Annotated in this window: 25 protein-coding genes; 2 read left to right on the top strand and 23 right to left on the bottom strand. The window is 38.2% G+C overall.

Annotated features, from left to right (window positions below):
• Nucleotides 1-85 precede the first annotated feature (85 nt).
• From QNN06_RS27390 to QNN06_RS27425, 8 genes are all read right to left on the bottom strand, one after another.
• The gene (locus QNN06_RS27390) at nt 86-1,696 is read right to left on the bottom strand and encodes a gamma-glutamyltransferase family protein (RefSeq protein WP_284037986.1); all 1,611 of its coding nucleotides are present in this window, start codon (nt 1,694-1,696) and stop codon (nt 86-88) included.
• 135 nt (nt 1,697-1,831) lie between these two features.
• Nucleotides 1,832-2,374 carry a ribosome hibernation-promoting factor, HPF/YfiA family gene (gene hpf, locus QNN06_RS27395; protein WP_213117643.1) on the bottom strand — a complete coding sequence of 181 codons (543 nt, stop codon included), beginning with the start codon at nt 2,372-2,374 and terminating at the stop codon, nt 1,832-1,834.
• A 324-nt stretch (nt 2,375-2,698) separates the two neighbouring features.
• Nucleotides 2,699-3,415 carry a ComFC family protein gene (locus QNN06_RS27400; RefSeq protein ID WP_213117642.1) on the bottom strand — a complete coding sequence of 239 codons (717 nt, stop codon included), beginning with the start codon at nt 3,413-3,415 and terminating at the stop codon, nt 2,699-2,701.
• Between the two features lie 36 nt (nt 3,416-3,451).
• Entirely contained in the window at nt 3,452-4,942 is a 1,491-nt protein-coding gene (locus QNN06_RS27405) for an ATP-dependent helicase ComFA (RefSeq protein WP_213117641.1), read from the bottom strand.
• Between the two features lie 16 nt (nt 4,943-4,958).
• Nucleotides 4,959-5,990 carry a nuclease-related domain-containing protein gene (locus QNN06_RS27410; RefSeq protein ID WP_249366661.1) on the bottom strand — a complete coding sequence of 344 codons (1,032 nt, stop codon included), beginning with the start codon at nt 5,988-5,990 and terminating at the stop codon, nt 4,959-4,961.
• 559 nt (nt 5,991-6,549) lie between these two features.
• Nucleotides 6,550-7,392 (bottom strand): DegV family protein, encoded by an 843-nt coding sequence (locus QNN06_RS27415; RefSeq protein WP_284037987.1) that lies wholly within the window; start codon nt 7,390-7,392, stop codon nt 6,550-6,552.
• 139 nt (nt 7,393-7,531) lie between these two features.
• Nucleotides 7,532-8,215, bottom strand: coding sequence for a response regulator (locus QNN06_RS27420; protein ID WP_213117639.1), 684 nt, complete (start codon nt 8,213-8,215; stop codon nt 7,532-7,534).
• Nucleotides 8,216-8,279: 64 nt separating this feature from the next.
• Complete coding sequence (locus QNN06_RS27425; RefSeq protein ID WP_213117638.1) at nt 8,280-9,422, bottom strand: sensor histidine kinase; 1,143 nt, start codon at nt 9,420-9,422, stop codon at nt 8,280-8,282.
• Between the two features lie 282 nt (nt 9,423-9,704).
• On the opposite strand from QNN06_RS27425, the gene QNN06_RS27430 reads away from it, so the two are divergent.
• Complete coding sequence (locus tag QNN06_RS27430; protein WP_284036330.1) at nt 9,705-10,343, top strand: YigZ family protein; 639 nt, start codon at nt 9,705-9,707, stop codon at nt 10,341-10,343.
• A 133-nt stretch (nt 10,344-10,476) separates the two neighbouring features.
• On the opposite strand, the gene QNN06_RS27435 is transcribed toward QNN06_RS27430, so the two are convergent.
• From QNN06_RS27435 to QNN06_RS27480, 10 genes are all read right to left on the bottom strand, one after another.
• Complete coding sequence (locus QNN06_RS27435; protein ID WP_284036331.1) at nt 10,477-11,535, bottom strand: glycosyltransferase family 4 protein; 1,059 nt, start codon at nt 11,533-11,535, stop codon at nt 10,477-10,479.
• A gap of 161 nt (nt 11,536-11,696) precedes the next feature.
• Complete coding sequence (locus tag QNN06_RS27440) at nt 11,697-12,794, bottom strand: glycosyltransferase family 4 protein (RefSeq protein ID WP_284036332.1); 1,098 nt, start codon at nt 12,792-12,794, stop codon at nt 11,697-11,699.
• A gap of 335 nt (nt 12,795-13,129) precedes the next feature.
• Nucleotides 13,130-13,975, bottom strand: coding sequence for a dTDP-4-dehydrorhamnose reductase (gene rfbD, locus QNN06_RS27445; protein ID WP_284036333.1), 846 nt, complete (start codon nt 13,973-13,975; stop codon nt 13,130-13,132).
• Nucleotides 13,975-14,997 (bottom strand): dTDP-glucose 4,6-dehydratase, encoded by a 1,023-nt coding sequence (gene rfbB / locus QNN06_RS27450; protein WP_284036334.1) that lies wholly within the window; start codon nt 14,995-14,997, stop codon nt 13,975-13,977. The genes rfbD and rfbB overlap by 1 nt, the downstream gene beginning before the upstream one ends.
• Nucleotides 14,998-15,008: 11 nt before the next feature.
• On the bottom strand, nt 15,009-15,569 hold the full coding sequence (gene rfbC, locus QNN06_RS27455; protein ID WP_284036335.1) for a dTDP-4-dehydrorhamnose 3,5-epimerase: 561 nt from the start codon (nt 15,567-15,569) through the stop codon (nt 15,009-15,011).
• Nucleotides 15,570-15,579: 10 nt separating this feature from the next.
• Nucleotides 15,580-16,455 (bottom strand): glucose-1-phosphate thymidylyltransferase RfbA, encoded by an 876-nt coding sequence (gene rfbA, locus QNN06_RS27460; RefSeq protein ID WP_284036336.1) that lies wholly within the window; start codon nt 16,453-16,455, stop codon nt 15,580-15,582.
• 72 nt (nt 16,456-16,527) lie between these two features.
• The gene (locus tag QNN06_RS27465) at nt 16,528-17,592 is read right to left on the bottom strand and encodes a glycosyltransferase family protein (RefSeq protein WP_284036337.1); all 1,065 of its coding nucleotides are present in this window, start codon (nt 17,590-17,592) and stop codon (nt 16,528-16,530) included.
• A 260-nt stretch (nt 17,593-17,852) separates the two neighbouring features.
• A complete protein-coding gene (locus tag QNN06_RS27470) occupies nt 17,853-18,200 on the bottom strand; it encodes an EamA family transporter (RefSeq protein WP_284036338.1) in 348 nt (115 codons plus the stop codon).
• Entirely contained in the window at nt 18,197-18,571 is a 375-nt protein-coding gene (locus QNN06_RS27475) for a DUF2304 domain-containing protein (RefSeq protein ID WP_284036339.1), read from the bottom strand. Before QNN06_RS27475 ends, QNN06_RS27470 begins: the two co-directional genes overlap by 4 nt.
• Nucleotides 18,572-18,622: 51 nt before the next feature.
• The gene (locus QNN06_RS27480; protein ID WP_284036340.1) at nt 18,623-19,321 is read right to left on the bottom strand and encodes a glycosyltransferase family 2 protein; all 699 of its coding nucleotides are present in this window, start codon (nt 19,319-19,321) and stop codon (nt 18,623-18,625) included.
• A 314-nt stretch (nt 19,322-19,635) separates the two neighbouring features.
• On the opposite strand from QNN06_RS27480, the gene QNN06_RS27485 reads away from it, so the two are divergent.
• Nucleotides 19,636-21,015, top strand: coding sequence for a DUF2142 domain-containing protein (locus QNN06_RS27485; protein ID WP_284036341.1), 1,380 nt, complete (start codon nt 19,636-19,638; stop codon nt 21,013-21,015).
• 62 nt (nt 21,016-21,077) lie between these two features.
• Here QNN06_RS27485 and QNN06_RS27490 read toward each other — a convergent pair whose 3' ends face one another.
• From QNN06_RS27490 to QNN06_RS27510, 5 genes are all read right to left on the bottom strand, one after another.
• Nucleotides 21,078-21,893 (bottom strand): glycosyltransferase, encoded by an 816-nt coding sequence (locus QNN06_RS27490; protein ID WP_284036342.1) that lies wholly within the window; start codon nt 21,891-21,893, stop codon nt 21,078-21,080.
• A gap of 22 nt (nt 21,894-21,915) precedes the next feature.
• Complete coding sequence (locus tag QNN06_RS27495) at nt 21,916-22,845, bottom strand: glycosyltransferase family 2 protein (protein ID WP_284036343.1); 930 nt, start codon at nt 22,843-22,845, stop codon at nt 21,916-21,918.
• Nucleotides 22,838-23,734 (bottom strand): glycosyltransferase family 2 protein, encoded by an 897-nt coding sequence (locus tag QNN06_RS27500; protein ID WP_284036344.1) that lies wholly within the window; start codon nt 23,732-23,734, stop codon nt 22,838-22,840. The genes QNN06_RS27495 and QNN06_RS27500 overlap by 8 nt, the downstream gene beginning before the upstream one ends.
• Nucleotides 23,718-24,503 (bottom strand): hypothetical protein, encoded by a 786-nt coding sequence (locus QNN06_RS27505; RefSeq protein ID WP_284036345.1) that lies wholly within the window; start codon nt 24,501-24,503, stop codon nt 23,718-23,720. Before QNN06_RS27505 ends, QNN06_RS27500 begins: the two co-directional genes overlap by 17 nt.
• Before the next feature lie 688 nt (nt 24,504-25,191).
• Nucleotides 25,192-26,844, bottom strand: a complete 1,653-nt coding sequence (locus tag QNN06_RS27510) for a peptide ABC transporter substrate-binding protein (protein ID WP_284036346.1) — start codon at nt 26,842-26,844, stop codon at nt 25,192-25,194.
• Nucleotides 26,845-26,927 lie beyond the last annotated feature (83 nt).

Below are 26,927 nucleotides of genomic sequence, written 5' to 3' on the forward strand. Positions count from 1 at the left end.
TTAGAAATGTTATCCGCCGAATTTTTTGGTTTATCCGCCGAACGGAGTTTTTTAGATCCATGTCCGAGCTTCCGCAGCCCTTGAATCACCAAGCCGCAACGGCCCCGTCTGTCCGGGGTTCAGTACCGCCCATCAAAACGCCGGTATCTGGGTCACGCCAGATGATCTGTCCACGACCAAACGAGCCTGTGTCAAGGGCAACCTCAATCTGATGACCTTTCCGAGCCAAAGCTTGAGCGATGTGGTTCGGGAAATGCGGCTCGACTTGAATTCTCTTACCCTCAATCCACTGCCACCTTGGAGCGTCAAGGGCAGCCTGAGGATTTAAACCAAAATCAATCGTATTCATGATGACCTGCATATGACCTTGTGGCTGCATGTAACCGCCCATGACACCGAACGGCCCAACTGGCTGATCTCCCTTTGTCAAGAAACCAGGGATGATCGTGTGGTACGTTTTGGAGCCCGGTCTTAGTGCATTGGCATGCGAAGGGTCCAATGAAAAATCGTGACCACGGTTCTGCAGGGACACTCCGGTACCTGGCACCACGATGCCGGAGCCGAAGCCCATATAGTTGCTTTGAATGTATGACACCATATTCCCTTCACCATCTGCAGTTGCTAAATAGACCGTTCCGCCGCGTGGCAATTCGTATGGCAACGGTTGGAGCGCTTCCCCACTGATTTCACTGCGTCTTTTCTCGCCGTACTCGTCGCATAGAACGTCGGCTACCTTCATTTTCATAAAAGAAGGATCGGTAATATAGGCCTTGCCGTCGGTATAGGCGAGCTTCATGGCCTCGATTTGCTTGTGATATGTATCGATGGTTTCCTTTTCGGTGAGCTCGAAGCCCTTGACGATGTTCAATGCAAGCAGCGCCACTAGCCCCTGTCCGTTCGGTGGAATCTCCCAAACATCGTAGCCACGGTAGTTCAGCTTAATCGGCTCAACCCACTCAGCCCAGTATGCTTCCAAGTCTTTTTTGGAAATGAACCCATTGTGGCGCTCAGAGAAGGCGGCTATTTGGTCGGCGATTTGGCCTCGATAAAAGCTTTCAGCATTTGTATCGGCGATGGAGCGGAGAGTCACGGCATGGTCCGGCGAACGCCAGATTTCTCCTGCCTTTGGAGCGCTCCCATTTGGGGCAAATGTGTCAAACCAAGGCTGGAACTCCTCACTGGTGAGTGAGTGTTTATAATGTTTGTAGGCATACGCCCAGTTTTTAGCAAGAACAGGTGTTAATGGATAGCCGTTTTCGGCATAGTCAATGGCCGGCTGGAGTACCTCTTTTAGCGGGAGGCTGCCAAATTTTTTAGAAAGTTCCGCCCATGCTGAAGGTGCGCCTGGAACTGTTACCGGGATAAGACCATGAGCCGGCATTTTTTCATAGCCCCGTCCCTTAACTGCATCAATAGTCAGCGATTTTGGGGACGGGCCGCTTGCGTTTAGACCGTGGAGTTTGCCCTTCGTCCAAACGAGCGCAAATGCGTCACTACCAATGCCGTTGGAAGTTGGTTCAAGAACCGTTAATGCCGCTGCGGTGGCAATCGCAGCATCGATGGCATTGCCCCCTCTTTTTAGGATATCAAGACCTGCTTGAGCAGCAAGCGGCTGAGAAGTGGCAACCATGCCGCGTCGTGCAAACACGGTCGTTCGGTGGGATGGATACGGATTGTATTGATAGTCAAAATTCATTTGTGAACCCCTCTTTCTTTTGTATATTACTTCCATTATAAAGAAGATTCTGAATTTAGGGTATCGTAATATTTTCATAGTACCAAAAAAAACGCTGCCAAGGGATAGGCGCCCTGGCAACGTTTTAATAGTTTATTAATGTGCTTCGATTAAACCGTAGCGGCCATCTTTACGCTTGTAAACAACGTTTGTACGGTTGGTATCGGAATTTGTGAACACGTAGAAGCTATGCCCCAGCAGGTTCATCTGCAGGATTGCTTCTTCGCTGTCCATTGGCTTAAGGTCGAAGCGTTTCGTACGAACTAATTCCAACTCCTCATCATCATGGACATCTGCAGCATTCAGAGTTGTGAATTGGAAATCAACGTTTCCTTTTTCACGGAACTTGCGGTTCACCTTTGTTTTGTGCTTTCTGATTTGACGTTCTAGCTTGTCAGTGATCAGGTCAATCCCTGCATACATATCTTGGTTTGTTTCTTCCGCACGCAGTACTAAATTTGGCAGTGGAATTGTTACCTCTACTTTGGAAGTTTTATCTGGATTGAATCTAAGATTCACGTTAACTTTTGCATCAGGTGCTTCTGTAAAATAACGCTCCAATTTTGAGATTTTCTTTTCTACATACTCTCTGATTGCTGGAGTTACCTCAATGTTTTCACCACGTACGTTATAGTTCATGTGTGGAGTCCTCCTTTATTTTAAGGCTATGTATTACATTTCTATTTTACCCTATGATTATCCTGCTGAATCAACATAAATTGTTTGTCGATTTATTGACAAAAACACCGGGAAAATAGTGACAATGTTTTGCACAGCCTTTGACTTGTGTGGAGAAGTTTACTATTATGAATGGTTGTACATCTTTATTTTAGTATTGATTGGGACAATTTGCCACTAATAAGCTTCGGGAATATAGGAAATTGATTTGAAACGATAGAGGATTGTCCCTAATTGTTCGCCTGAGATGACAGTGTCCACGTGCAGTGCCTGACACCATTACTCTTATCTAGCTAATGTTATGGACCAGACTGTGTCAGCGCCCGCTTGTTTGAGGAGTTTTGCTGCGTGTCTTAGGGTGGAGCCGGTGGTGTAGATGTCGTCGATGAGGATGACCTTTTTTCCATGCAGGTTGGTTTGAGAATCGATTTGAAAGACTTGGGGGAGATGGATTCTCTCCAACCTGGATTTTTTGGACTGCTTTTCGGTGTGGACCCGCGAAAGTATATCAGTTGGCATTTTTCCTGCTTCTGTCAAAATTGCTTCTGCCTGATTGAAGCCCCGCTCGTAAAGCCGTTCTTCGCTTAACGGGATCGGCACAAATAAATCGGCTTCCCAACCTTTCGTAACCTCCTTGAAGTAATCCGCAAACACTTTGGCTAGCACATAGTCCCCGCGAAATTTATATTTGGCCATAACCTCCTTCAAAAAATCATTATAAAGGAAAATTGAAGTATTCTTTTGAAGGAATCCTTGCCAGTCAGGATCCTCTTCCCAACGCGTACAATCATGGCATAATTCCCCGTCGCGAAATTGCTCGTCCAACAGTCGGAACGGTCTGCTGCACATCCGGCAGATATCTCCTTCTATTTTTTCAAACTTCTCATCACAATCCGCGCATACATGGTGCTCTTTTTCTTTTGAAAAAATAGCTCTCCATCCTATATCCGGATATATTATTTCCTGGCAGATAATACATCGATTTTGACTGAGAAAATTCATTTGTTTTATCCCTTTCTTCGAAAGATAGACCACCCTTTAGATGTCAATCAGTCCCCGCTTCACCCCCTCACGGTTCATCGTGACAATCTGCTTCCTGGCCTTCAGCATCTCGTCTGTTTTTCCAAAATGAAAAAAAGTCACCACTCCATCCGGGTAATCCTTGTTTCGTCCTGCTCTGCCAGCGATTTGCACAAGGGCACTTTCAGTAAAAATCAAATCCTCGGCACCCACAACGGCAACATCAATATTGGGAAAAGTAACGCCCCGCTCAAGGATGGTGGTAGTTAGCAGTAGTGGAACTTCTTTTGCCCGCATCTTTTGCACCTTTTCCTTCCGTTCAGGGTCTTCTGCGTGAACTGCTTCGATTCTAGAATCGAGCTTGCGAAGTAATGGAAGGGCTTTTTCCATCAAAGGGATATGGGGAAAGAAAACAAGTGCCTGTTTGCCGCTCTCGAGCCTGTCTTTTATCCATCGAAGGACATTGGCGGGAAGCCTGCCTTTTTGGAGCTGTTTTTGCCAGTTGCCGCACCATGCAAATTCAGGAATGGGAAGCGGATGCCGATGAAACCGGGCCGGAATGGTAGTAAATGAACGTTTGCCGGCACGGCATTCCCTTTGCCATTTTTCATTAGGGGTTGCTGTCAGGTAAATCATCGCGGAGGACGGCTTCCGGGCCTGAATCGCCGCATGCTGGAGCGATTCCTCGACAGTGTAAGGAAACGCGTCAACTTCATCCAAAATAACAGCATCAAAGGCTTGATAAAAGCGGAGCAGCTGGTGGGTTGTGGCGATGGTTAAAGGGGCGTAGAGATGGCGGTCCGTGCTGCCGCCGTATAGGGAAGCGACCCTAATCTCAGGAAAAGCTTCCTTAAGTCTCGGCGTCAGTTCAAGAACTACGTCTGTTCTCGGCGTGGCGATGCAGATTCTTTTATAGGCGGCAAGCGCAGTTTCAATTCCGGCAAACAACACCTCGGTTTTCCCGGCCCCGCAAACGGCCCATACTAGCCACTCCTTTTTTTGCCAGATAGCCTCAACTACCTTGTCAGAAGCCACCTGCTGCCCTTCTGAAAGTTTCCCATTCCAAGCCATAATTTTTTGCGGAAGGGTGATGTTCGGCGCCGGACCATTCCAGCCGATTAAAGGGGTGCATTCACTGATTCTACCCATCATGATACAGCGGCGGCAATAAAAGCAGTTTTCACCGCACCGAGAGCAATGGAAGATGGCGAACAACTGTTGATCCTTGTTTCCACATCTCATACACATGGGCTTTTTCCCGATATAGTCGATGCCTTTACGATATGTAATATAGCCATTCTCATAGTGAGATTGAATTTCGTCGAGTGGGTGCGGGATATCGTCAAGGAGGAGCTGCTTGCCAGCGAGAATCTGCTGGAGTTCGCGGCTATATGGAAAGTCTGGGTTTAACGGCGGCTGCAGGATTTCCGGGATTTGTGTGATTCGATAGGAATCTTCTGTGAAAAATCTTTGTGGGATGAGTTTTTCATCCTTTATTTGAAAACGCATGGGAGGCCACCTTCTTTTAACCCTTTATCAAAAAATTCGCATATTTTTGTTCGTTTTCTAAAGTAGCCATAATATTTTGAGGCTCCCATTCCAAAAGTGGGAAATAAAGACGACCCCTCTTCTCTCCTTCATAGGGTAATTTCAAAAGATGAAGCTTTTTTTGGGCTGTATGGACTGTTGGCAGATGAAGAAAGCTGCGGCACTCTGCATTGGTAATTGATGAATTTATTAGAAGAAAGTAGTCTCTGATGGAATCAATAAAGGCATCTTTTGAGGTGTAAAGGCAGATTGGGCAAATCCAGCTTCTACGGTCGTACACCATCGGGATATGAAGGCAATCGGGGCATCGGACTCCTGACCGGATGTCATTTCTCGTCAAACCATATTCTTTTAAAATATTGATTTTTTGCGGAGTGTGATGACTTAATAAGAAATTTGCAATTTTATAGATAGTCTCTTCATCCACTCTTGGCTGGTTATATGTATTTTCAAAGGTTTCAATTTTTTTAAATATATCCCTTGATTTGCATACCTTTTTAAATGCGTTTGGATCATTGGTGTTGCTTTTTAAGAAGGTCTTTGTGCTGCTGAAAAAAACAAGCTGGTCGATAGGCAGAAAATTCATTCCGTATTTCGCCAACAATCTTCCTAATAATATACGCAGCCTTTCAGCCTGAACACGAGGATCTTCAAAAATCTCTTCAGTACCATCCGGTTTAACCCGAATTAATTGGTTAAATTGATTGTCGAATATCAATGTTCCAGCTATATTTTTCGCTTCAATAATGAGAATGCCGTTTCTTGAGATGAGAAGTGTGTCAATTTGGAAATGAAATCCGTTGTATTCGAGTTGAAGGTCGTGGAAGATAACATATTTTTCTTGGGGGAGTTGTTTTACAAAATTTCTTAAGGCTAGTTCGCCTCGAAAGCCAGCTTTTCTTTTCGCGAGGTCTTTTTCGATTTCGGGTTGTTTAGGATGGCCGATTAAAATACGGTAAACCAGGACTTGGGTTAAGACCAGTCTCAGGGGGACGGGCAAGTCTCTCATTAACAATGGAATCATCGCTCCTTTATTAAAAAATACAACTACATTTTACAACTATTGTTTAAAGTTGTCGAATTTTAGCTAATGGCAGTTTGATAGATTTATAAAGTGTGTCCTCCTATGCTGGGGTATTCGCCGAAATAGATTAGTTTTTCGCTATTTATAAGGCAATATTCGCCAAACTATGTTAGCTTTTCGCCATGTATTAGGCAATATTCGCCAAACTATGTTGGTTTTAATCGATTCTTTTAAGTTATTCACTGGTTCTGTTGACTTATTCGCCAAACCCTTTGATTACCTTTTTTCTCAACACGCTGGCCCAGCCTCCGGCTTGCTTGCTATTTTTGGCCGGCCATTACGTTATTCGCCCGTTTTGAACAAATATTCGCCAAACTTAGAAGGTTATTCGCCGATAAGGTTAGTTATTCGCTGAAATTAGGTGACTATTCGCCAATTACTATAACTTATTCGCCAAACCTATTTACTACATACCAAAGTAACCCCCAGCAAATAAAAAAACCATTCCAGCAACCCGGAATGGCCAGTCAGTAACTTAAAAAACCTATTTCTTCATCCACCCCATGCCCATTGCACCTTCTCCAAGATGGGTTCCGATGACGGCACCGAAGTAGCCGATGGTAAAGTTGACGTTTGGATAGAGAGCCTCAAGCTCCTTCTTCCACTCTAGTGCTTCCTCCTCGCGATTGGCATGGATCACCACTGCTTGGTAGCGGCCGCCGCCCATTGCATCCTCTCCAAGTAAATCTGCAATTCGTTTCATCGCTTTTTTGCGGGTGCGGATTTTTTCAAAAGGGACGATTGCCTTGTCCACAAAATGTAATAAAGGCTTAACCTGCAATAGGCTGCCGATTAATGCGGCTGCTCCTGATAACCGTCCGCCACGCTGAAGGTGCGACAGGTCGTCAACCATGAAATAAGCGTGAGCTGTGCTCTTCAGTTCTTCCAAGCGCGCTATAATCCGCTGGGGGTCCATTCCCCTTGACGCCCATTCCGCCGCCTCTAATGCATAAAACCCTTGAACCATGCAGCTAATTTCCGAGTCGAAAGAGTACACTTTGATGCCCTCGACCATTGTTCCAGCTGTTACCGAGCCTTGGTAGGTGCCGCTGATGCCGCTCGATAAATGGATACTGATAACCGCATCGCAACCCTCCGCCGCCAACCGTTCGAACAACTCCACAAACTGGCCTATCGGCGGCTGAGATGTAGTTGGCAAGTCCTTTATCTTTACCTCCTCGTAAAACTGTTGCCAGTGAATGTCGACTTCTTCCCAGTAGACTTCATTGCCGAAAATGACATTCAACGGGATCATATGTATATTCCATTTATCTAGTAATTCCGTGGGAATGTATGCGGTACTGTCTGTGACAATTGCCGTTTTCATATGTATATTTACCATCCTTATTTTTTTACAATAATACTGTTCATTATTTTATCAAAAAAGCTTTCTCCAAAAAAGAAAAAGAACACGCATTGTGCGTGCTCCCCAATCATAACATATAATTAGTTTTTCAGAAAAATAACTACCTTACTTCCACCCAGCCATTCTTAATCGCCACAACAACAGCCTGAGTACGGTCATTAACATTCATTTTTTGCAAGATATTTGATACATGGTTCTTAACGGTCTTTTCACTGATGTAAAGCGCTTCGCCGATACCGCGGTTGCTTTTTCCATCAGCAAGCATTTGCAGTACCTCACACTCACGGCGTGTCAATAAATGAAGCGGGCGGCGGATTTCAATAGTCTGCACGTAAGAACCTCCGCGCGTCACACCTGCTGCTAGTTTACGATATTCGTTGACTAAATTATGAGTCACCTTTGGATGAAGGTAGGAACCTCCGTCTGCCACGACACGGACCGCTTCAATCAACGCATCGGCATCCATCTCTTTTAACAGATAGCCGCAGGCTCCTGTCTGCAGTGCATGAGTGACATAATTCTCATCATCATGAATGGAAAGGATGATAATCTTAGTATCCGGATATTTAGCGACTAGCTCGCGAGTTGCCTCTACACCATTCATTTGTGGCATATTGATGTCCATGATGACAACATCAGGACGGTGTTCTTCAACAAGCGTTAATGCCTCGCTGCCGTCATCGCCTTCTGCCACGACCTGGAACGATTTCTCAAATTCTAGAATTCTCTTAACACCTTCTCTAAAAAGCTGGTGATCGTCAATAATAATAATTTTTGTAGTCATTTGTAACGCCTCCTAGTTTTTCAAATTCCCCATCAGAGAATGTTACTTTCTTCATTATCTGAGCTCAATTCATTAACGGCACTTGGATGGAAACAGCGGTGCCTTTGCCGATTTTCGAATCAACCGTCAAATCGCCTTCAAGCAGGTCGACCCTCTCTCTCATGCCCATCATGCCGAAGGAACCCGGCTTCTTTTGGTTTGTATCGAAACCAACGCCGTTGTCCTTGATTAACACTTTCACATCGGTGTCCGTCATTTCCAATTGAACTTTTATGGAGCAGGCATTGGCATGCTTGAGCGCGTTTTGCACCGATTCCTGTATAAGCCGGAAGAGGGCAACCTCATATTTCGTCGGAAGTCTCTTCTCATTTCCTATTTTCACAAATTCAATTTTTGAATGATTATGATATTCTTCAATGGTCTGTAAATACTTTCTGAGGGTCGGTACGAGTCCCAAATCATCCAATGCCATTGGACGCAGGTCGTAAATAATCCGGCGGACCTCATAAAGTGCTGAGCGGACCATTTTCTTAAAGCTCTGAATCTCTGCGAATGCATCATCAGGACCCTTCTCACGAAAAACACGATCCACAATATCAGAACGCATGATGACATTTGCCAGCATTTGCGCCGGCCCGTCGTGAATTTCTCTCGAGAGACGTTTCCGCTCTTCCTCTTGGGCTTCAATTATTTTCAAGCCCAAATCCTGCTTAGCCTTGGCATTTTCAAACGCTTCACCAAACTGTTTCAAGTCGCTCTGCAGGTAATTCATGACCACGCAGATTTGCGAAATCAGCTGCTCGGCACGTTCAATCGTATCATTAATACCAACAAGCCTGTGCTCGAGTTCTTCCCTTTTTTCAAGAAGCTGCTTGCGGTATTGCCAATTGATGGAGAGATCCATTTGCAGCTGATGCGCTTTTTCGTAGGCGTCACGGACCTCCTCCTCCGAGAAGGTTTTCATATTCATGCTTACTTCTGAAAGTCTGTGCCTCGCGGCAGTAACCTGCGCCTCCAGCTGATTTCCTTCATCGATCAGCTTAACCATGACTTCCTTAATATTGTCCAGCTCACTTGTAATGCTGTCATAGTCTGTACGGCATTGCTCACTAATGCGGAAGATGTCACTTTTGCTGCAGGTGACGGTTTCAATCATCGCTTCACGAATGTCATCAATCGATTTCAAATCTATTTGCTTTAAATTCATTTCAGATTCCTCCGGGGCTTTTTTTCCCTTAGGCCTTTAACATACTTTACCATTTTTTGAAATACTTTGCTAAGCTATAATTATTGCTTAAGTGACTTTTGTATAAAAGTAGTATAATTACTATATCAGACTACTACCTTTAGCCTATTAGAAGGTACTATAAAGCTGTATTTATTATATCATTCGAACTTTACACCCATATTATAGGTATATTACATTAATTTTTTTAAAAAATATTATATTACATTAGTGTGACATTTTTGCTAAAGAAAGGAGTTTAACATGCTGCCTCGTTACTTAACTGTAAAAGAGTATGGAGAACATGAAATAAATATCCAAAAATCCCGTTTTATTGCCCAACTGAAAAGAGTGGAATCCGAACAAGATGCCCAAGAGTTCATTCAAGCTATTAAGAAAAAGCATTGGAACGCCACCCATAACTGCTCAGCCTACCTAATTGGCGAGCATGACCAAATCCAAAAAGCAAACGATGACGGCGAGCCAAGCGGCACAGCCGGCGTCCCGATCCTTGAAGTTTTGAAAAAAAGACAGTTAAAAGACACTGTTGTCGTGGTCACCCGCTATTTTGGCGGGATCAAGCTCGGTGCAGGCGGGCTAATCCGTGCATACGGAAAAGCTACTTCTGAAGGTCTTGATGCGATCGGCGTTGTCGAAAGACGGCTTGTTCAAATTATACAAGTGAAAATCAATTACACATGGCTTGGGAAAATTGAAAGGGAACTGCGTGCTTCCGAGTACAAAATTAAAGATATTCTCTATTTAGATAACGTCCAAATTGATGTCTATGTTGAGGAAGATAAGAGTAAAATCTTTATGGACTGGATGGTCGAGCAGACCAATGGACAATGTACGCTGGGCAAGGGTGAAACGGTTTATTTGGAAGAAGATTTTGTTAGGTAATTCGAATTATTCTTTAATTGAATTATATTAGGATATAAGACGGGAGACAATTGGGAAAAAATATTAAGTTTGAACTATTTTAAGTAAAATGTGGCGAAAATCTGAAAAAGGGCTTCGAAATTCGAGGCCCCATTTATTTTTTAGCTGTGCTTGTCTTTAAGGTTTGTAAGATGTTTAGGATTGGACGGTAGTCTCTGCCAACCAAGCCGATTTTTTCGGCGATGATTTCAATAAACAAGATGATTAATGCAATTAAGACTAAAGCGCCTCCTATACGGGCCTGGGAATAAATGACTGCTACCAAGCCAAAGAAAGCGGACATAGCGTATATAAGCAATACCGTCTGCCGGTGGGAAAATCCAATGCGCAGCATGCAGTGGTGCAGGTGCTGCTTGTCTGGTGCACCCAATGGCTTTTTATGAATGATTCTTCTTAGGATGGCAAAAAAGGTGTCTGAAATTGGTACTGCAAGGATGATAACTGGAATTACAAATGAAATGAATGTTACATTTTTAAAGCCCATTAGAGAAAGAACTGAGATCATAAACCCTAAAAAAAGTGCACCCGTATCACCCATAAAAATACTTGCGGGATGAAAGTTATAAATCAAGAACCCAAGGGTACTTGCGAGAACAATTAACCCGATTGTAGCAACGATAAAATATCCTTGGATGATTGCCATTCCTGAAATTGAAATTAATGCTATTGACGATACTCCAGCAGCAAGACCGTCCAACCCATCGATTAAATTAATCGCATTTGTTATACCGACAATCCAAATAATTGTAAAAGGAATACTTAATAGGCCAAATTGGAGCTGTGCACCAAAAGGCAAATTGATAAAGGCTACCTGCAAGTTCCCCCAAAAAACAACCACACAAGCCGCAGCAAGCTGACCAATAAGTTTATATTTTGCGGGTAATTCTAACATGTCGTCCAAAAAGCCTGTAACGGTTATTATCAAACAACCGATTAATATTGGTAACAAAGATGGGTTCTCTGGACGCATGAGGAAAATGCCCAACATAAAACTGATAATAATCGCTAATCCTCCAAGCCTAGGCATAATCGATTGATGAACCTTTCGCTGATTAGGCCTATCGGTTGCTCCAATAAAAAAGGCGAATTTTTTTACTAGTGGTGTAATAATAACTGAAACGATAAAACATAATATCAAGGTGAAAAGAAACATAGTAAAAATCCTCCTTAACAATAAGTTTGTCCATTAAAGAGGAATCAAAACACTAAAGAAATTGTAAAACACGGAAATCCGAAAACATTTTTTTAAAGCAAAAATTATAATTATGAATAAAAAAAGTGGGCAAACTCTTAAGGTGTATGCCCACTTTATCATTATTTATTTCGTATATTCACTTGTCTAAACCCTCGAATTAGGTTTAACAAAGGCTTGTAGTCTTCTCGTACAAGACCGATTTTCTCAACAAATAACTCGATGATAATCAAGATTGTGAGAAGAATAATAACTGATCCACGTATCGTTGCTTGTGTAAAGATAAATCCCGCTAGTCCAAAAACAGCACTCATTGCATAAATCATTAAAACCGTTTGCCGATGTGAATAACCTGCTCTTAACAAACAATGATGCAGATGTGATTTATCCGGTGCAGATAATGGCTGTTTATTCACCAGTCTGCGGATAATAGCAAAGAAAGTATCAGAAACCGGAACACCTAATATAATAACCGGAATAACGAGGGACATTACCGTAACACTTTTTAGACCTAATAATGAAAGAACGCTTATTAAGAATCCTAAAAACAATGCACCGGTATCACCCATAAAAATCTTGGCAGGATGGAAATTATACAAAAGGAAACCCATTGTCGAAACAGCAGCTATTAAGGCAACAATTGTTACATATGGGTTCCCTGTGATATAAGCTATTCCCGCAATGGAGAATAAAGCTATTGTGGAAACCCCGCCTGCCAAGCCATCTAATCCATCGATTAAATTAATCGCATTAGTAATACCAATAATCCAAACCATTGTAAATGGAATACTGAAGATTCCAAAGTCCAACTGTCCGCCGCCGAATGGCATGTTAATGAATTCAACTTTTATGTCACCATAAATTATAATTACTAAAGAAGCAAGTATTTGCCCTAGCAGCTTTACTTTTGGTGAAATTTCTTTCACGTCATCAATTGCACCCGTAAGGATAATGATTAAACTTCCGAGTATAAGTGCCAAGTGAACATTGCCATTAGGAATAAAGAGATTTAAATCAATGTTTCCAATTGGGTGAATCATTAAAATTCCCAAAATAAAACTTATATAAATAGCCAACCCGCCTAAACGAGGCATAATTTTCTGATGAACTTTTCTTGCATTAGGCTTATCTGTTGCGCCAATATTAAACGCTAATTTTTTTACTAATGGTGTGAGGAAGATCGAAGCGCAAAAACATACAAACAAAGTTACATACAACATAAAGACCCTCCGAGCTTTTTTCATAACCTGTTTTAAAATAAGTAGTTAATTGATATGAAATAAAATGCATAAAAAAGCCAAATTTCGATAAAATACTCCTAATGGATTATAGCACATACTTATATTCAATGAAACTACTAATTTTACCAAGTCGAAAAGTTTAGTAGAAAAAAGAAAATCTATGTATTGATTTAATACCATAATTTACAGACGAAATTATTGTGAAGAAGGTTACATTTCATTTTAGATAATAACAAATTTTTTATGACAAAAAAAGAGACACATTAAGTCAACTGTATGACTTTTTAATGTATCCCTTGTAATAAGTTATCAGTTTAACCTCTAAATTCCTTTAAGTATGCTGATAAGGCATTCTGCCAGTTTGGGAGAGGCGTTAAACCTTGCTCCTCAATTTTTTTCTTACTTAATACAGAATACTTGGGCCTTGCTGCTGGCCGAGGAAATTGCTCAGTTGTTAATGGATGAACAGATACAACCATTTCAGCTTGCTTAAAAATTTCAACAGCAAATTCATACCAAGAACAAACCCCATTGTTAGTTGCATGGTAAATTCCGTACTTTTCCGTTTCCATTAGTTCCACCATGAACTTAGCAAGGTCAACGGTATAGGTAGGAGAACCAACTTGATCGTGGACCACACCTACTTCATCACGCTCTTTGCCTAAACGAATCATCGTTTTAACGAAATTGTTGCCATGAATACCAAATACCCATGCTGTTCGAACTATAAAGAATTCCTTTAGAATTTCTTGAACAAACACTTCACCAGCTAATTTTGTACGCCCATATGTCCCTAACGGTTTTGTAGGATGGTAAACCTCATATGGCTCCGAGGCTGTTCCATCAAATACATAATCCGTACTAATATACATCATTTTCGCACCGGCCTGTTTAGCTGCCTGAGCTAGATATTTAGCTCCCAAGCCATTAACCTTATATGCAGTGTCTTCATCCTCTTCTGCGGCATCCACATTTGTATAAGCAGCACAATGGAGAATCACATCAGGGTTTACTGCCTGAATGAATGCTTGTACAGCTGCTTCGTCGCTTATATCTAACGTTTGGCGGTCAGCTCCAATAGCTTGGTGATTATTTCTTTCCAATTCCAAAAGAACGTCTTGCCCTAATTGACCAGCAGCACCAGTTACGACAACCTTCATTATTCTACTCCCAGTCTATCGCCATATTGGGATTTAAAATATTCCTGATATTCGCCGGAAATGATATTTCCCCACCATTCCTTATTATTCAAATACCAATTAATAGTTTGTTCAATGCCAGTATCAAAATTGTAATTAGGGGACCAGCCAAGTTCAGTACGCAGTTTCGTCGCGTCAATCGCATAGCGGCGGTCGTGGCCTAGACGGTCTTTTACAAATTTGATTAATGATTCAGGCTTTCCTAAATGCTTAAGGATTGTCTTTACAATATCAATGTTTGTACGTTCGTTATTACCGCCAACATTGTACACCTCGCCAATTCTTCCATAGTGAAGGACAAGATCGATTGCTTGGCAATGGTCTTCAACATGCAGCCAGTCACGAATATTCAAGCCATCTCCATAAACCGGAAGCTCTTTATCATTTAATGCATTAATAATCATTAATGGTATAAGCTTCTCCGGGAAATGAAACGGTCCATAGTTATTTGAGCAGCGTGTAATATTCACCGGTAGTCCGAAGGTTTCATGATAGGCACGAACTAACAGGTCTGCACCTGCCTTACTTGAACTATATGGACTATTTGGAGCAAGCGGGGTTTCCTCCGTAAAATACCCTGTTTTGCCTAAAGTACCGTACACCTCATCAGTAGAAACTTGCAGGTATTTCTTTACACCAAATGTCTTTGCAGCATCAAGTAATGCTAATGTTCCCTGGATATTTGTTTGCACAAAGATGCCAGGATCGGTAATGCTCCGGTCCACGTGTGATTCAGCCGCAAAGTTCAATACATAATCGAACTTCTCTTCCTGAAAAAGACCTTGAATAAAATCGCGATCTGCTATATCACCGCGAACAAATTTGTAATTTGGTTTATTCTCGATGTCCTTTAGATTTTCCAGATTCCCTGCATAGGTTAACAAATCCAAGTTTACAATATTGTATTCAGGATATTTATTTACCATATAGCGGACAAAATTGCTGCCAATAAAGCCAGCTCCGCCAGTTACTAATAACTTCATTTTTCTGCCTCCTATTTTTCAAACACAAAGTTGAGGTGGGTTGCATCCTTTAATCTTGGGTGCTTATTATCTTTTTCTGAAAGAACGGGATTGGTGGTTGGCCAATCAATCCCTAGATCAGGGTCATTCCAGAGAATGCCGCCGTCATGTTCCGGTGAATAATATTCATCCACTTTATAAGCTACAGTGGTGTCAGGCACCAATGTGCAGAAACCATGTGCGAAGCCTTTTGGAACTAAAAGCTGGCGTTTATTATGCTCACTCAAAATGACGCCAACCCATTGGCCATATGTAGGAGAGCCTTCTCGAATGTCTACCGCAACATCATAAATGGCTCCTGTGACACAACGAACAACCTTTGTCTGCGCTTTAGGATTTAATTGAAAATGCAAACCTCGTAAAGTCCCAACTGGTGCGGATAGAGATTGATTGTCTTGAATAAAATCAAAGTTCAAGCCTAATTGTTCAAAAATAGTCTTATTATAGCTTTCCATAAAATAGCCTCGGTGGTCACCAAATACCTTTGGTTCTAAAACTTTCACACCGGAAAGCTTGGTTTCAATTACGTTCATACTTAATACCTCATTTCAATCCTTGGTTTGCAACTTTTACTAAATATTGGCCATATTGATTTTTCATTAATGGCTCGGCAAGCTCCAATAACTTATCTTTTGTAATATAACCCATTCTATATGCAATTTCTTCTAAGCAAGCAATTTTTAATGACTGACGCTTTTCCACCGTTTCGATAAATTGAGATGCTTCTAATAATGAGGCATGTGTGCCGGTATCTAGCCATGCGTAGCCGCGGCCAAGTAATTCAACGTTAAGTTCTCCCATATCAAGGTAAGCCTTGTTAATATCTGTAATTTCCAGCTCGCCACGAGCTGAAGGCTTGATGTTCTTAGCAATTTCTACGACCCGGTTATCGTAAAAATAAAGGCCGGTTACAGCATAGTTCGACTTCGGTTCTGCAGGCTTTTCTTCGATTGAAACAGCTTTCCCATCTTCATCAAATTCAACAACACCGAAACGCTCAGGGTCATTGACGTAATAGCCAAATACGGATGCTCCGGTTTCCCTAGAAGCAGCTCTTCTTAATAATTGGGTCAAGCCATGGCCGTAGAAGATATTATCACCAAGTACTAAAGCAACATTATCGTCACCAATAAATTCCTCACCGATTAAAAATGCTTGGGCCAGCCCGCCTGGATGAGGCTGAATTTTATATGAAAAACTCATTCCTAGATCGGAACCGTCCCCTAAGATTTGTTCAAACCTTGCCGTATCTTCTGGCGTAGAAATGATTAAAATATCCTTTATTCCAGCTAACATTAATACTGAAAGTGGGTAATAAATCATTGGTTTATCGTATACAGGTAACAATTGTTTTGAAACAACTTTGGTCAACGGGTAAAGCCTTGTGCCACTGCCACCCGCTAAAATAATGCCTTTCATTTTTCAGACAACTCCTTTTCAAAAAATCATTCTAGGCAATGTTTTGTTATAGGTTAATAAATCCATGAGAATCTATTTTAATATATCAAGAATTACTTCTGTTCTCTTATCCCACGTATTATTTACTAAAAATTCACGTCTACTCTCTTCATTATACTTTAATGCATTATTGTCAATTAAATTTCCTAGAACCTCTATATACTCGGAATAGTTTCGGTAGAAGAAAACATAATCCCTGAATCTTTCTATTTCCTCATAATTTACAGTAATAATATTTTTATTAAAGTTAACGTATTCATAAAGTTTTACTGGGTCAACAGACAGAATAAGTTCATTTATTTTAAAAGGCATGATTAAACAATCATAGTCTTTTATCGCATTATAAATTTCGCTATGTTTTAATGGGCCATGGAAGATAATCCTTTTGTTTTGAGGAATTTCACATTCAATAGGGCCATAAAAATGGTATTCAATGTTCTCAAACTCATTAAGGCTGTTTAAAATAATATCAAAGTTTACCCAATTTGATATTGTACCTACATAAGCAAGTCTGTATATTTTTTCATTCTCAGGCCTGTCTATAATAGGTTTAATAATTTCTCCGTTGTACCCATTTCTAACTAAACAAGTTTTTTCTCTCGCACAGCCTCTGTTTATTATTTGATTTTGTAAATGTGCACTAGATACAAACACAATATCGGAGTCCTCAAATAAGCGCTTTTCCGATTGATCAAGTGCCATCTTAGCCTTTAGAGTGTTGGAAAAACCTAATACATCATCCATGCAATCATAAACGACTTTATATTTAGATAGCTTTTTTCTTGGCAGGTAGTCATGCAACGACGGATGTGTAATCCAGATAATTTCCGGTTTAATTAATTCTAAAATGATTCCAAAAATAAATTTCTGCAGAAATAAATTTAAATTTTTTATAATACTAAATTTCTTAAATGGCAGCGTTATTATCGGTGTGGTCTTAATTGACGTTGGATTAGCTGTCATCACTTTTCTATTTCTTGATAACGCATAAAAAACGGAAACATCAAATACCTTATGGAGCTTTTCTGCTAAGAAATGGGGTCTTTGCTTAATCCAGCCCCAATCCACATGCATTAAATATAACATCCTTTTTTTCATAATATACTCCTTTGTTGATTATCCAATTGCTTATCTATAGTGTAATAAAATAATGAAAAAATAAATCCTTACCGTTATTAATCACAAACAAAACAAGTATATTATATTGACTTGATTGAATCAATGAATAATGATTAATGAGCCTTTTTGTCTACCATTTTAATAAGACCTGATTAATTTCCGTAAAATAATCTCCACCTAAAGATGGAGATTAAAAGTTTCTTTTAATTTGGTAACTTATGCGCAAATCATCAAATAGTCTATTTTACAATTAAGTAAACCCCAAACAATATCACACCCGTACCAACCCATCTAGTCAACGGAATAAATTCTTTAAAAATCATTAGACCTACAAACAGAGAAAACACATAGGCAAGACTTTGCAATGGATATAGAAAACTTAAGGGAAACTTTGATAATAAATACATCCAAATGACAGTTGCAATAATGTACAAAACAAATCCTAGAAATATTAATGGGGAAAATACAAATTGGAACAATTTTTGAATAATATTTCCGTGCAATTCTATATTCTCCATGCCTAATTTCCAAACTGTTTGTCCAGAAACCAAACAAATAATATTTATAATAATTAATAAATATTTCATAAACGATTCCTTTCAGTTTCTGAACTTTTAATTTCTTCAAGTTCTTTTTTTAGTATGCCTACTTCTTGAGCCACTTGGCCTATCTTATTAGAAATTCTCGAAATTGTAAGCGTAAGAGAAAAAATTAATGAAAATTGGAAAATAAATGACAGCAAAAATATAGCATTTACAGGCTCCTTAATGCTAAGAATATTAGCTATAAAAACCCCTATCTTGGAGAATGAGGCTAACAAAATATTTACTATACAGAAAAAAAGCCAAAGCAATGAGTACCTTAATTCCAAGTTATACTTTCTAATCATATTAATGATGATAAATAAAGTTAAAATTGATACTAATAATAAAATGACTTGTAATTTAACTGTAACCATGAATTTCCCCTCTATTTATTAATAAACCATTACAGAAATAAATTCGTATTTTTAGGTCAATCCTATTTTCCTTAGGTTATCAATAATAATAGCTAAAGATACTTTAATCATATAATATACTGATTTAATAGCATTAATACTTGATTCACCACCCATTCTTTCGTTCATTATCACTGGAACTTCTTGAATGTTATATTCATTTCTCAAAAGATAAACAATCGATTCGGGTTCAGGGTAATCGATTGGATAACGTTGGCTAAAAAGTTCGATTACCTTTTTATTGGCTGCCCTAAATCCGGACGTTGGATCTGTAATTTTTTTCTTGTGTAGAAGGTTAATCAAAAAAGTAAAATATTGAATTCCTACTCTTCTTACTCGTGTAGATTGAAAACCTTCCTTGTTTAAATATCTAGATCCGATTACTAAATCAGCATCCCCATCCATAATCGGCTGAATTAATTGTTTAATGTAAGAAGGATTATGTTGACCATCTCCATCTACTTGAATGGCAATATCATACCCATTGTTCAGTGCATATTTATACCCAGTTTGTACTGCACCACCAATTCCTAGATTTGCCGGCAAATCAATTACATTTAGTCCTAACTCCCTACAAACTAAAGATGTCTTATCTTTTGAACAATCATTTATGACCAAAATGTCAACGTAATCAATATTTTTAAAATGTTCAACAACATGTCTTATTCCCTGTTCTTCGTTATATGCTGGAACAATTGCTAAAATCTTCACAAAAGACCCCCCAAATACTTTTTTGCTTCCTATTTGAATGGCAACAACAATAAATTTTCCTGAATATTATTAACCTCAAAAGAAAAAAATCGACAAATTTCTAATAAATATTTTAAACAAATCAACCTATTATAACATAATTAAAAAAAGAAAAAATAAAAGATGTAATAAATCTAAATCAAGGATAAGCGAAGATAATTCGCCAAATGATTTAATTGAAGGAAGTTGGAAATGTTATTGCTTTGTTAATAATTACCCAAATATGGTACTATAATCTCTAATGTGTTTTTAAAAAAGTAGAAGGGAGAAAATTTGTGAACAAAGCTTTAAAAAATATAATAAATACCAAAGTAAAAATTCAATATATCTTCATATTAATTAGTATCCTGATGGGGATATATTGGACTAAAATAATACCCCCTTTTCAGGCTCCTGATGAATTTGTACATTTTTATCGTGCCTACGAAATTTCTGAAGGTCATTTGGTTTCTAAAAATGTAAATGGAGATACCGGAAACTACTTGCCTAAGGCAATAAAAGAATTTGAAGACACAATGGGAGCTTACGATATTCCATTCAACTATGAAAAAAAGTTAGGGCATTCACAGATGGAAGAAGCAAAAAAAATACACTTGTCCGATGAAAGAATTTTTTTCTCTTTCCCTTCAAGTGCAATTTATAGCCCTATCCCATACATACCTCAATCATTGGGAATATTTTTTGCAAGAGCATTCGATTTGTCAGTTTATAATATTATTCTTTCGGCAAGATTGTTTAATTTGTTTGCCTATATACTTTTTACATACTGGGCTATCAAGATACTCCCAAAGTTAAAAAGTTGTTTGTTCTTATTGGCATTGATGCCAATGACTTTACAACAAGCTGCTTCCACAAGCGGAGATGCTCTTCTCTTTGGCGTTTCGTTTTTTATGATTGCATATATTTTCAGATTGATTTTCTCTGATGAAATTGTTCATTTCACTAGAAAAGACTTTTTTATAATAAGCTGTTTGTCCATTGCAACTGCCTTGTTAAAGCCTGCATATTTCTTATTTTTTTTAATAGTATTTTTAATTCCGATAAAAAAATATAAAAGCAAACAATTATTTTGGCTATACAATTTTTCTATTTCTTTTGTCACATTAATTTCTTTGTTTAGCTGGATGACTTTTGGTCCTGGTGCAGCCACACCCCAGGATCCCATCGAACAAGTTAAATGGATTCTACTGAACCCTATTGCATACTTTAAAAAATTTATCGGGACTTTTATTTATTATGACAATCTTTATATTGAATTCGTGGGATATTTGGGCTGGTTAGACACTCCCATCCCTTATGTCATTAGTTTTTTATTTACTATTTTCTTTACTATTGCTATTACATCCGAATCACCGTTTGAAAATCAGAATAACTTTTCAACATTTATTCGGGGGTTGCTGCTGTTTGGATTTTTTCTATTAGAAGTGGTTGTTATTGATACCATGATATTTTTGGCCTGGCCGCAAAGAGGTTTAAAATATGTAGCTGGGGTGCAGGGCAGATACTTTATTCCAGTATTTATAATATTTGCTTATGGAATTTATGTCATCCTACCCCGAATAAAAAAACTGCCAAAGAACACGTTTAATATTTTAGTAGTTATCTTTTCATTTCTACTTGCATCCTATTTCTTATTACTTCGATACTATCCATAAGAGGATTCTTTTAAAAAAATGCATGTCTTCAAGCTAAAGAGATTGAAGACATGCATTTCTTTTTATACTCGAAGAAGTTTTTTATAAATAAAACCTCTCAAGGAATTGGGAAGAACTCTAACTACACCCCTTGTTACGATATTCTTTATGAATGTTTTATTATCAATGAAATCCATTTTCAAAAATTCTTTTTGCAGTTCAACTTCTTTTTTAAAGTACTTTAACCCGCCGCGTCTATTAAACATTTCTGCCCCGGCACGGGCATATACCAATATTTCAGGGATATTCATAATTTTAATATTATTATTCAACATTCTTCCCCATAAATAATAATCTTCGTTCCACATTAAGGTCTGATAGCTGCCTGCTTTTAAAACGGCATCCTTCCAATAAACAACTGTCATATGATTTAATGGGCAACGTGTTTTGGCATATTCTTTGACCTCTTCATAAGCAGAGGGGACTTTTCGAACTGATTCTATTTTTTCACAGTCTTCTTCAAATTCCCCAATCCAAGAACCGAGGACCTGAATATCAGGGTTTTTTATTAAAAAATTCACTTGTTTCTCGAATCTTTCAGGATGACAAATATCATCACTATCCATTCTTGCAATTAAATCATATGAACATTTTGTAATACCTATTTCCAAGGCCTTTCCAAGCCCCATATTTTGTTCCAGCTGAACATATTTAAATAAATTCGGAAAAGCTTTTTTATATTCATTTAATAAAACATACAATTCATCAGTTAGCTTTCCATCAAATACAATCACAATTTCGTTTGGTTTTAAGGTTTGACGTAATAAACTTTCAATTGATTCTTTTAAATACTCCGGTTTTTCCTTGAAATATACGGACATTAGAACGGAAAAGTTCATGACTTCATCTCCAATTTACTGTCTATGACTTCGATTCATAAACCATTTTTGGCTTTTCTCCATTTATATTGCCCCTAATACCCTTAATAGCATCTATAACTCCTTTTGTAATCATCCTGCAGCGGACAGTTCTAGGTTTAACAAAAAGAGTGAAAAAGAAAAACTTAAAAGGTAAGATGAGCATATATTTTAATTTAAAATTTAACGGTACATAGGACCTCATAAACATGATCATAGTGTTCCTGAATTGAAAATAATGTCTGATCGGAGAAGGTACTCCAATGCTCTTACCTAAAAAGTGGTACCTGTCCTCCCCTAATCGATGGGCCATCTTTACGTCCTTTGTAATATAGGTGGAATAGCCCATTTTTTCTGCTCTCCAGCACCATTCATAATCAACTAAGTCAATGAATAAATCTTCTTCCATACCGCCTATTTCAATAAACGCATTTTTCGGAATTAATGATCCAGAACTTAAGGTTTGTTGAACCTCTATAATTGTTTCCTCACTTGAGCCATAACTGTGGTATACATCTTCTTCAGATTTATCACGATCATATGCAAGTGGACCAATACAAGCAATATTCTTATTTTGACTTAACAAATAATTATATTCTCTAACCAATTTAGATACAGTTTCTTCCTTTAATTTGCTATCCTGATCTAACTGAAGAAATGCCTCATAGCCCTTTTGAAGGGCCCATTTCATTCCTATATTTTGAGCAGATGCAATACCAAAATTGTCCTTATTTGATATAACATGAATGGTTTCATTCTCTTGGAAAGCCAATACCCTTTCTTGAAAGGAAGCGTCCGTTGAATTATCAACAATGCAAATGCCTCCTACTTGATGGATAACCGTTTCCATGTTTTCCTTGAGCTCTTCAATTTTAGGGTTATAAGTAACAACGATTGCGCAAACGTTATTAATGTTGATAATGCTCTCAGCCATTTGTAAATTTCCCTTTCTTATTGAATAAGCCATCAATGATCCCACTTACAATAAAACGAAATCTTTTTAATCTAGGTGAAACAAATAGTGGGTAAAGAAAGAACTCAATGCTTCTTTCAACTAACGACTTAATTTTCCAGTAATTTGGGACGTAACTTCTTTTCAAAAGAAAAAGTGTATTTCTAAATTGATAATAGTGTCTGATAGGGGAAGGAATTAATAAAGTATACAATTTTAAAACTTTGACATTTTTCTGTCCAACCATATGCCCCATTCTTGCCCGTTTACTGCTAAAAACCCGATAGCCGTGTTTTTTAGCTCTCCAGCACCATTCAAAATCGACTAAATCAATAAACAAACTTTCATCCATCATACCAATATCTTTGACTGCATTCGCCAAAATTAGTTTACCTGAAGCGATTAATACATCCTTTTCAATAAAGTCTTCATGTAATTGAATTCCTTTATTGATAAGAGGTTTGTAGGTTTCATTTGTGTTCTTATTAAAGATATCCGGTCCTAAACAAGCAATTTTTATCCCTTGATCTAATAGAAATTCAACTCCAGCTACAAGAGAACTTACAAGGTCAGCAGGTGGATTGCTATCCTGGTCCAAAAGTAAAATACTATCATAATTTTCTTCTATCGCTAGTTTGATTCCGACATTCTGGGCTGCACCGATTCCTAAATTTCCTTTTAAAAAAATCCATTGGATTTTGTTTTCATCCTGTGTACCAGGTAAGAGATTAGAATTAACAGGCTTTTCGCTATTATCCACAATAATTAATTTATCGACTTGTTTCACAATAGACATAATATTGGAGGCTAACTCCTTGATGTCAGGGTAGAAACAAACCATAACAGCACAAACCTTAAATTTTTGATTCAATGTTTTTACCCTCTTTTAGATATAGTTTATTTAATGAGCTAACTACAATTAGGACGATAATATTAGTTGTATCGAACAAATAAGGATTTGTAAAAGCATATAACACATAAGATAAATAAATTAAAAAAGTAATTTTATTTCTCCAGAATTTAATGATAAAAATGATTTTTGTGACCAAAAATAGGATGAAATACAGAATGCCAACTTGATTCAATACGTAGATGGTTTGAAGTTCAAAATAATAAGCATTCCGATAATCCCGGTAGTCTGAAATAACATAAATTATATTGCCTAAGCCCTGACCAAACAAAAACGTAATCGGGGATTCCACTAAATCATTTAAAAGATGGCTTACTTGATCAAAGCGGGTTGGGATCGAATACTCCATTTTTCTTACCAAAACTTCCTTAATATACGGATATATCAGAATCCCCGCCGCAGCTAGTATGGCCACGAGAAGGCAAGTGAGCATAATAACTCTTTTTTTGTTTCCAAAAAGAGTTTTCAAAAAAGCGACTACCCTGGCATTTAAGAAAAATAAAATTACCCCATACATGCCAAAAAAGAAAACAATAGCAAGTATAAAAGCTAAATTCCCCGCAACAATCGTTCCAACAAATAAAAGGGATGCTGCGGCAAACTTAATCCGTTTCGATTGAATGGCAAATAAACTAACGATAAAGGCAATTGGCAGTATTGGATTGCCCTTGATTTGAATTCGATAAAAATACTGGTTATATGTATAAATATCTCCCATTCCAAGGGTCATTACTTTTGTTCTAATATATTCCGCGAAATCAGGCCCTCCAAATACGAGGATGTAGATTTCAAAAATGATCAGGACAACACTGTGGAGCAAAGATAATAGAATAAAAATATTAACATAACTTTTTTTGCCTGGTAAAAAAAATACCATTAACATCAAGAAAAGGATGGTAAAAAACCTGACCGCTAACGAAAGATTATTTTTTTCTATTACGATAGAGTAAATGAGCAGCACAGTTAAACATACAGCATTCACAATAAATAAGAATTTTATTTGTTTACTGCACTTCCAGAAATTTTTTAAAAGAAAAGGAACTGAAAAAACAAAAATAAAAATTAAACTTAGACTTATTATTTTCGACAATTGGATAAATGGGAATTGCCGGGTCATCGCTAAAACACATAAAAAGAATGATAAAATCGATAGTGAACTTAATATCGATTGCAAGGAATGTCGATTAATAATCTTAAGCCCCTCCTATATTCAGACTTGTTATAACAAAATGCCAGTCCAGGTTGTATTGTAACATACTCCATCATTTTTTTGATAACAAAATAGTGTTTATCATGGACATGAACAACATTTATTTAGGTAAAAAAAGGGAAAAGACTGATTAAGATTTAACATAAAATCTTAATCAGTCTTTAATATTTTATCCCATATTTATAAGGGCTATAAACAAAAGACGTGCTCAGTCCTCTTCAAAGTAGGCCCATTTAAATTGAAGGTGGCCAAGGCCGGATAAGGCCACTCCTTGAAGATTTTTGTTTTGAACCCAGGTATTTGCATAATTGTAAATCGGGATGACTGGCATCTCATCCATCAAGACGCCTTCAGCCTGTTTTAATAATTTTAAACGCTTATCTTGATCAGCTTCTGTTTGCGCTCTCTTTAATAATGATTTATACTCCTTATTTTCCCATCCAGTTCCGTTATCATCCTGTTTTACATCTAGGTACACGTTAAGGAAGTTAAACGGGTCATTATAGTAGCCTATCCATTCCATTGAAGGGACTTCATAATCAAAGATGTTTGCCCGTCCATTCTGTTTCCCTACATTTGAATGATCGACTGTGACACCTACCCCTAAATTTTCCTTCCACATCTTTTGGATTGCTTGAGCAAGATTTCGATATGCGTCACTGGTTTGGACAGAAAGGGTAATTGGAGGCAATTCAGAAGCATTATGATAGCCAAGTTCTTCTAACCCTTTTTGTAAATATTTTTTTGCGTCTTCTACATCATCATCTTTGAAATACCCTTTTTTATTTTTGTCAGGAAATAAGTTTGGTGGTACAATTCCCATCGCTGGGGACAGCCCCCTCTCTCCCACAATGCCAATTAATTTTTGGCGATTAATCGATAATGCAAAAGCCATTCTGATATTTTCATTATTGAATGGCACAGCACCCGTATTAAACTGATAAATATAGTGACCTGTAATCGGTTGGGAAATAATCTTTTTAGCATCTACAAATAACTCTGTTCCCACCTTTGGCAAATGACCAGCTGGGGAGCCGGCCCAATCTAGTTTACTCTTATCAAACATTGTTATTTCCGTGAGCGGATCAACCATAAACATAGTAATGGTTTTTAATTTCACTGAGTTTGAATCCCAATAATGTTCATTCTTTTTTAGGACAATATTATTATTATGTGACCATTCGACTAATTTAAATGCACCATTTGATATATAATCTTTCGATTCATTAGCCCAATCAGGTATTTTCCCGGCAACTTTACTATTAACAGGAAAGTATGTTGGCAAGGCGGTTAATTGTAAGAAATTTGGGGTTGGTTCTTCAAGTTTAACTTGTAATGTTTTATCATTTAAAGCCTTTATGCCTACTTTATCCGCACTGCCTTTACCCTTATTGAATTCCTCAGCACCTTCTATGTAATAAAGTTTCTCAGCAGATTCAGAATGGTTAGCTGGATTTAAAGCCCATTTCCATGCAAATTCAAAATCCTTTGCCACCACAGGATCACCATTTGACCACTTTGCATCACGGAGTGTAAAGGTATATGTCTTTTGGTCTTGCGAGATTTTTACCACCTTTGCTGCGGCATTTACTGTCTGGCCCCACATGTCAATCCGAGTTAAACCTTCAAATGTTTGGAGAACGACGGTTCCCGATGTTACATCTGCTGCTAATCCCGGATGCAATGTTGACGGTTCTTTACTTATATTTATTCGAAGATCTTGTTTTAAACTTTCTCTTTTTTGACTCTCTTCACTCTTGGCAGCATTTTTGTCTTTACCTATTAGAGCAACATAGGCCATGCTAAGGAACATGCTAAATATAAGCAGCATGCTTAGTATTACGATTATATTTTTTTTCATGTTGGTACCTCCATTATAATAAATCACATGGAATCTTCTCTCTTTTTAAAAAAAACAACTCACATATTCAAGTTTTTTGGACC

This window comes from Neobacillus sp. 114, from assembly GCF_030127045.1.
GTDB lineage: Bacteria > Bacillota > Bacilli > Bacillales > Cytobacillaceae > Neobacillus > Neobacillus rhizophilus.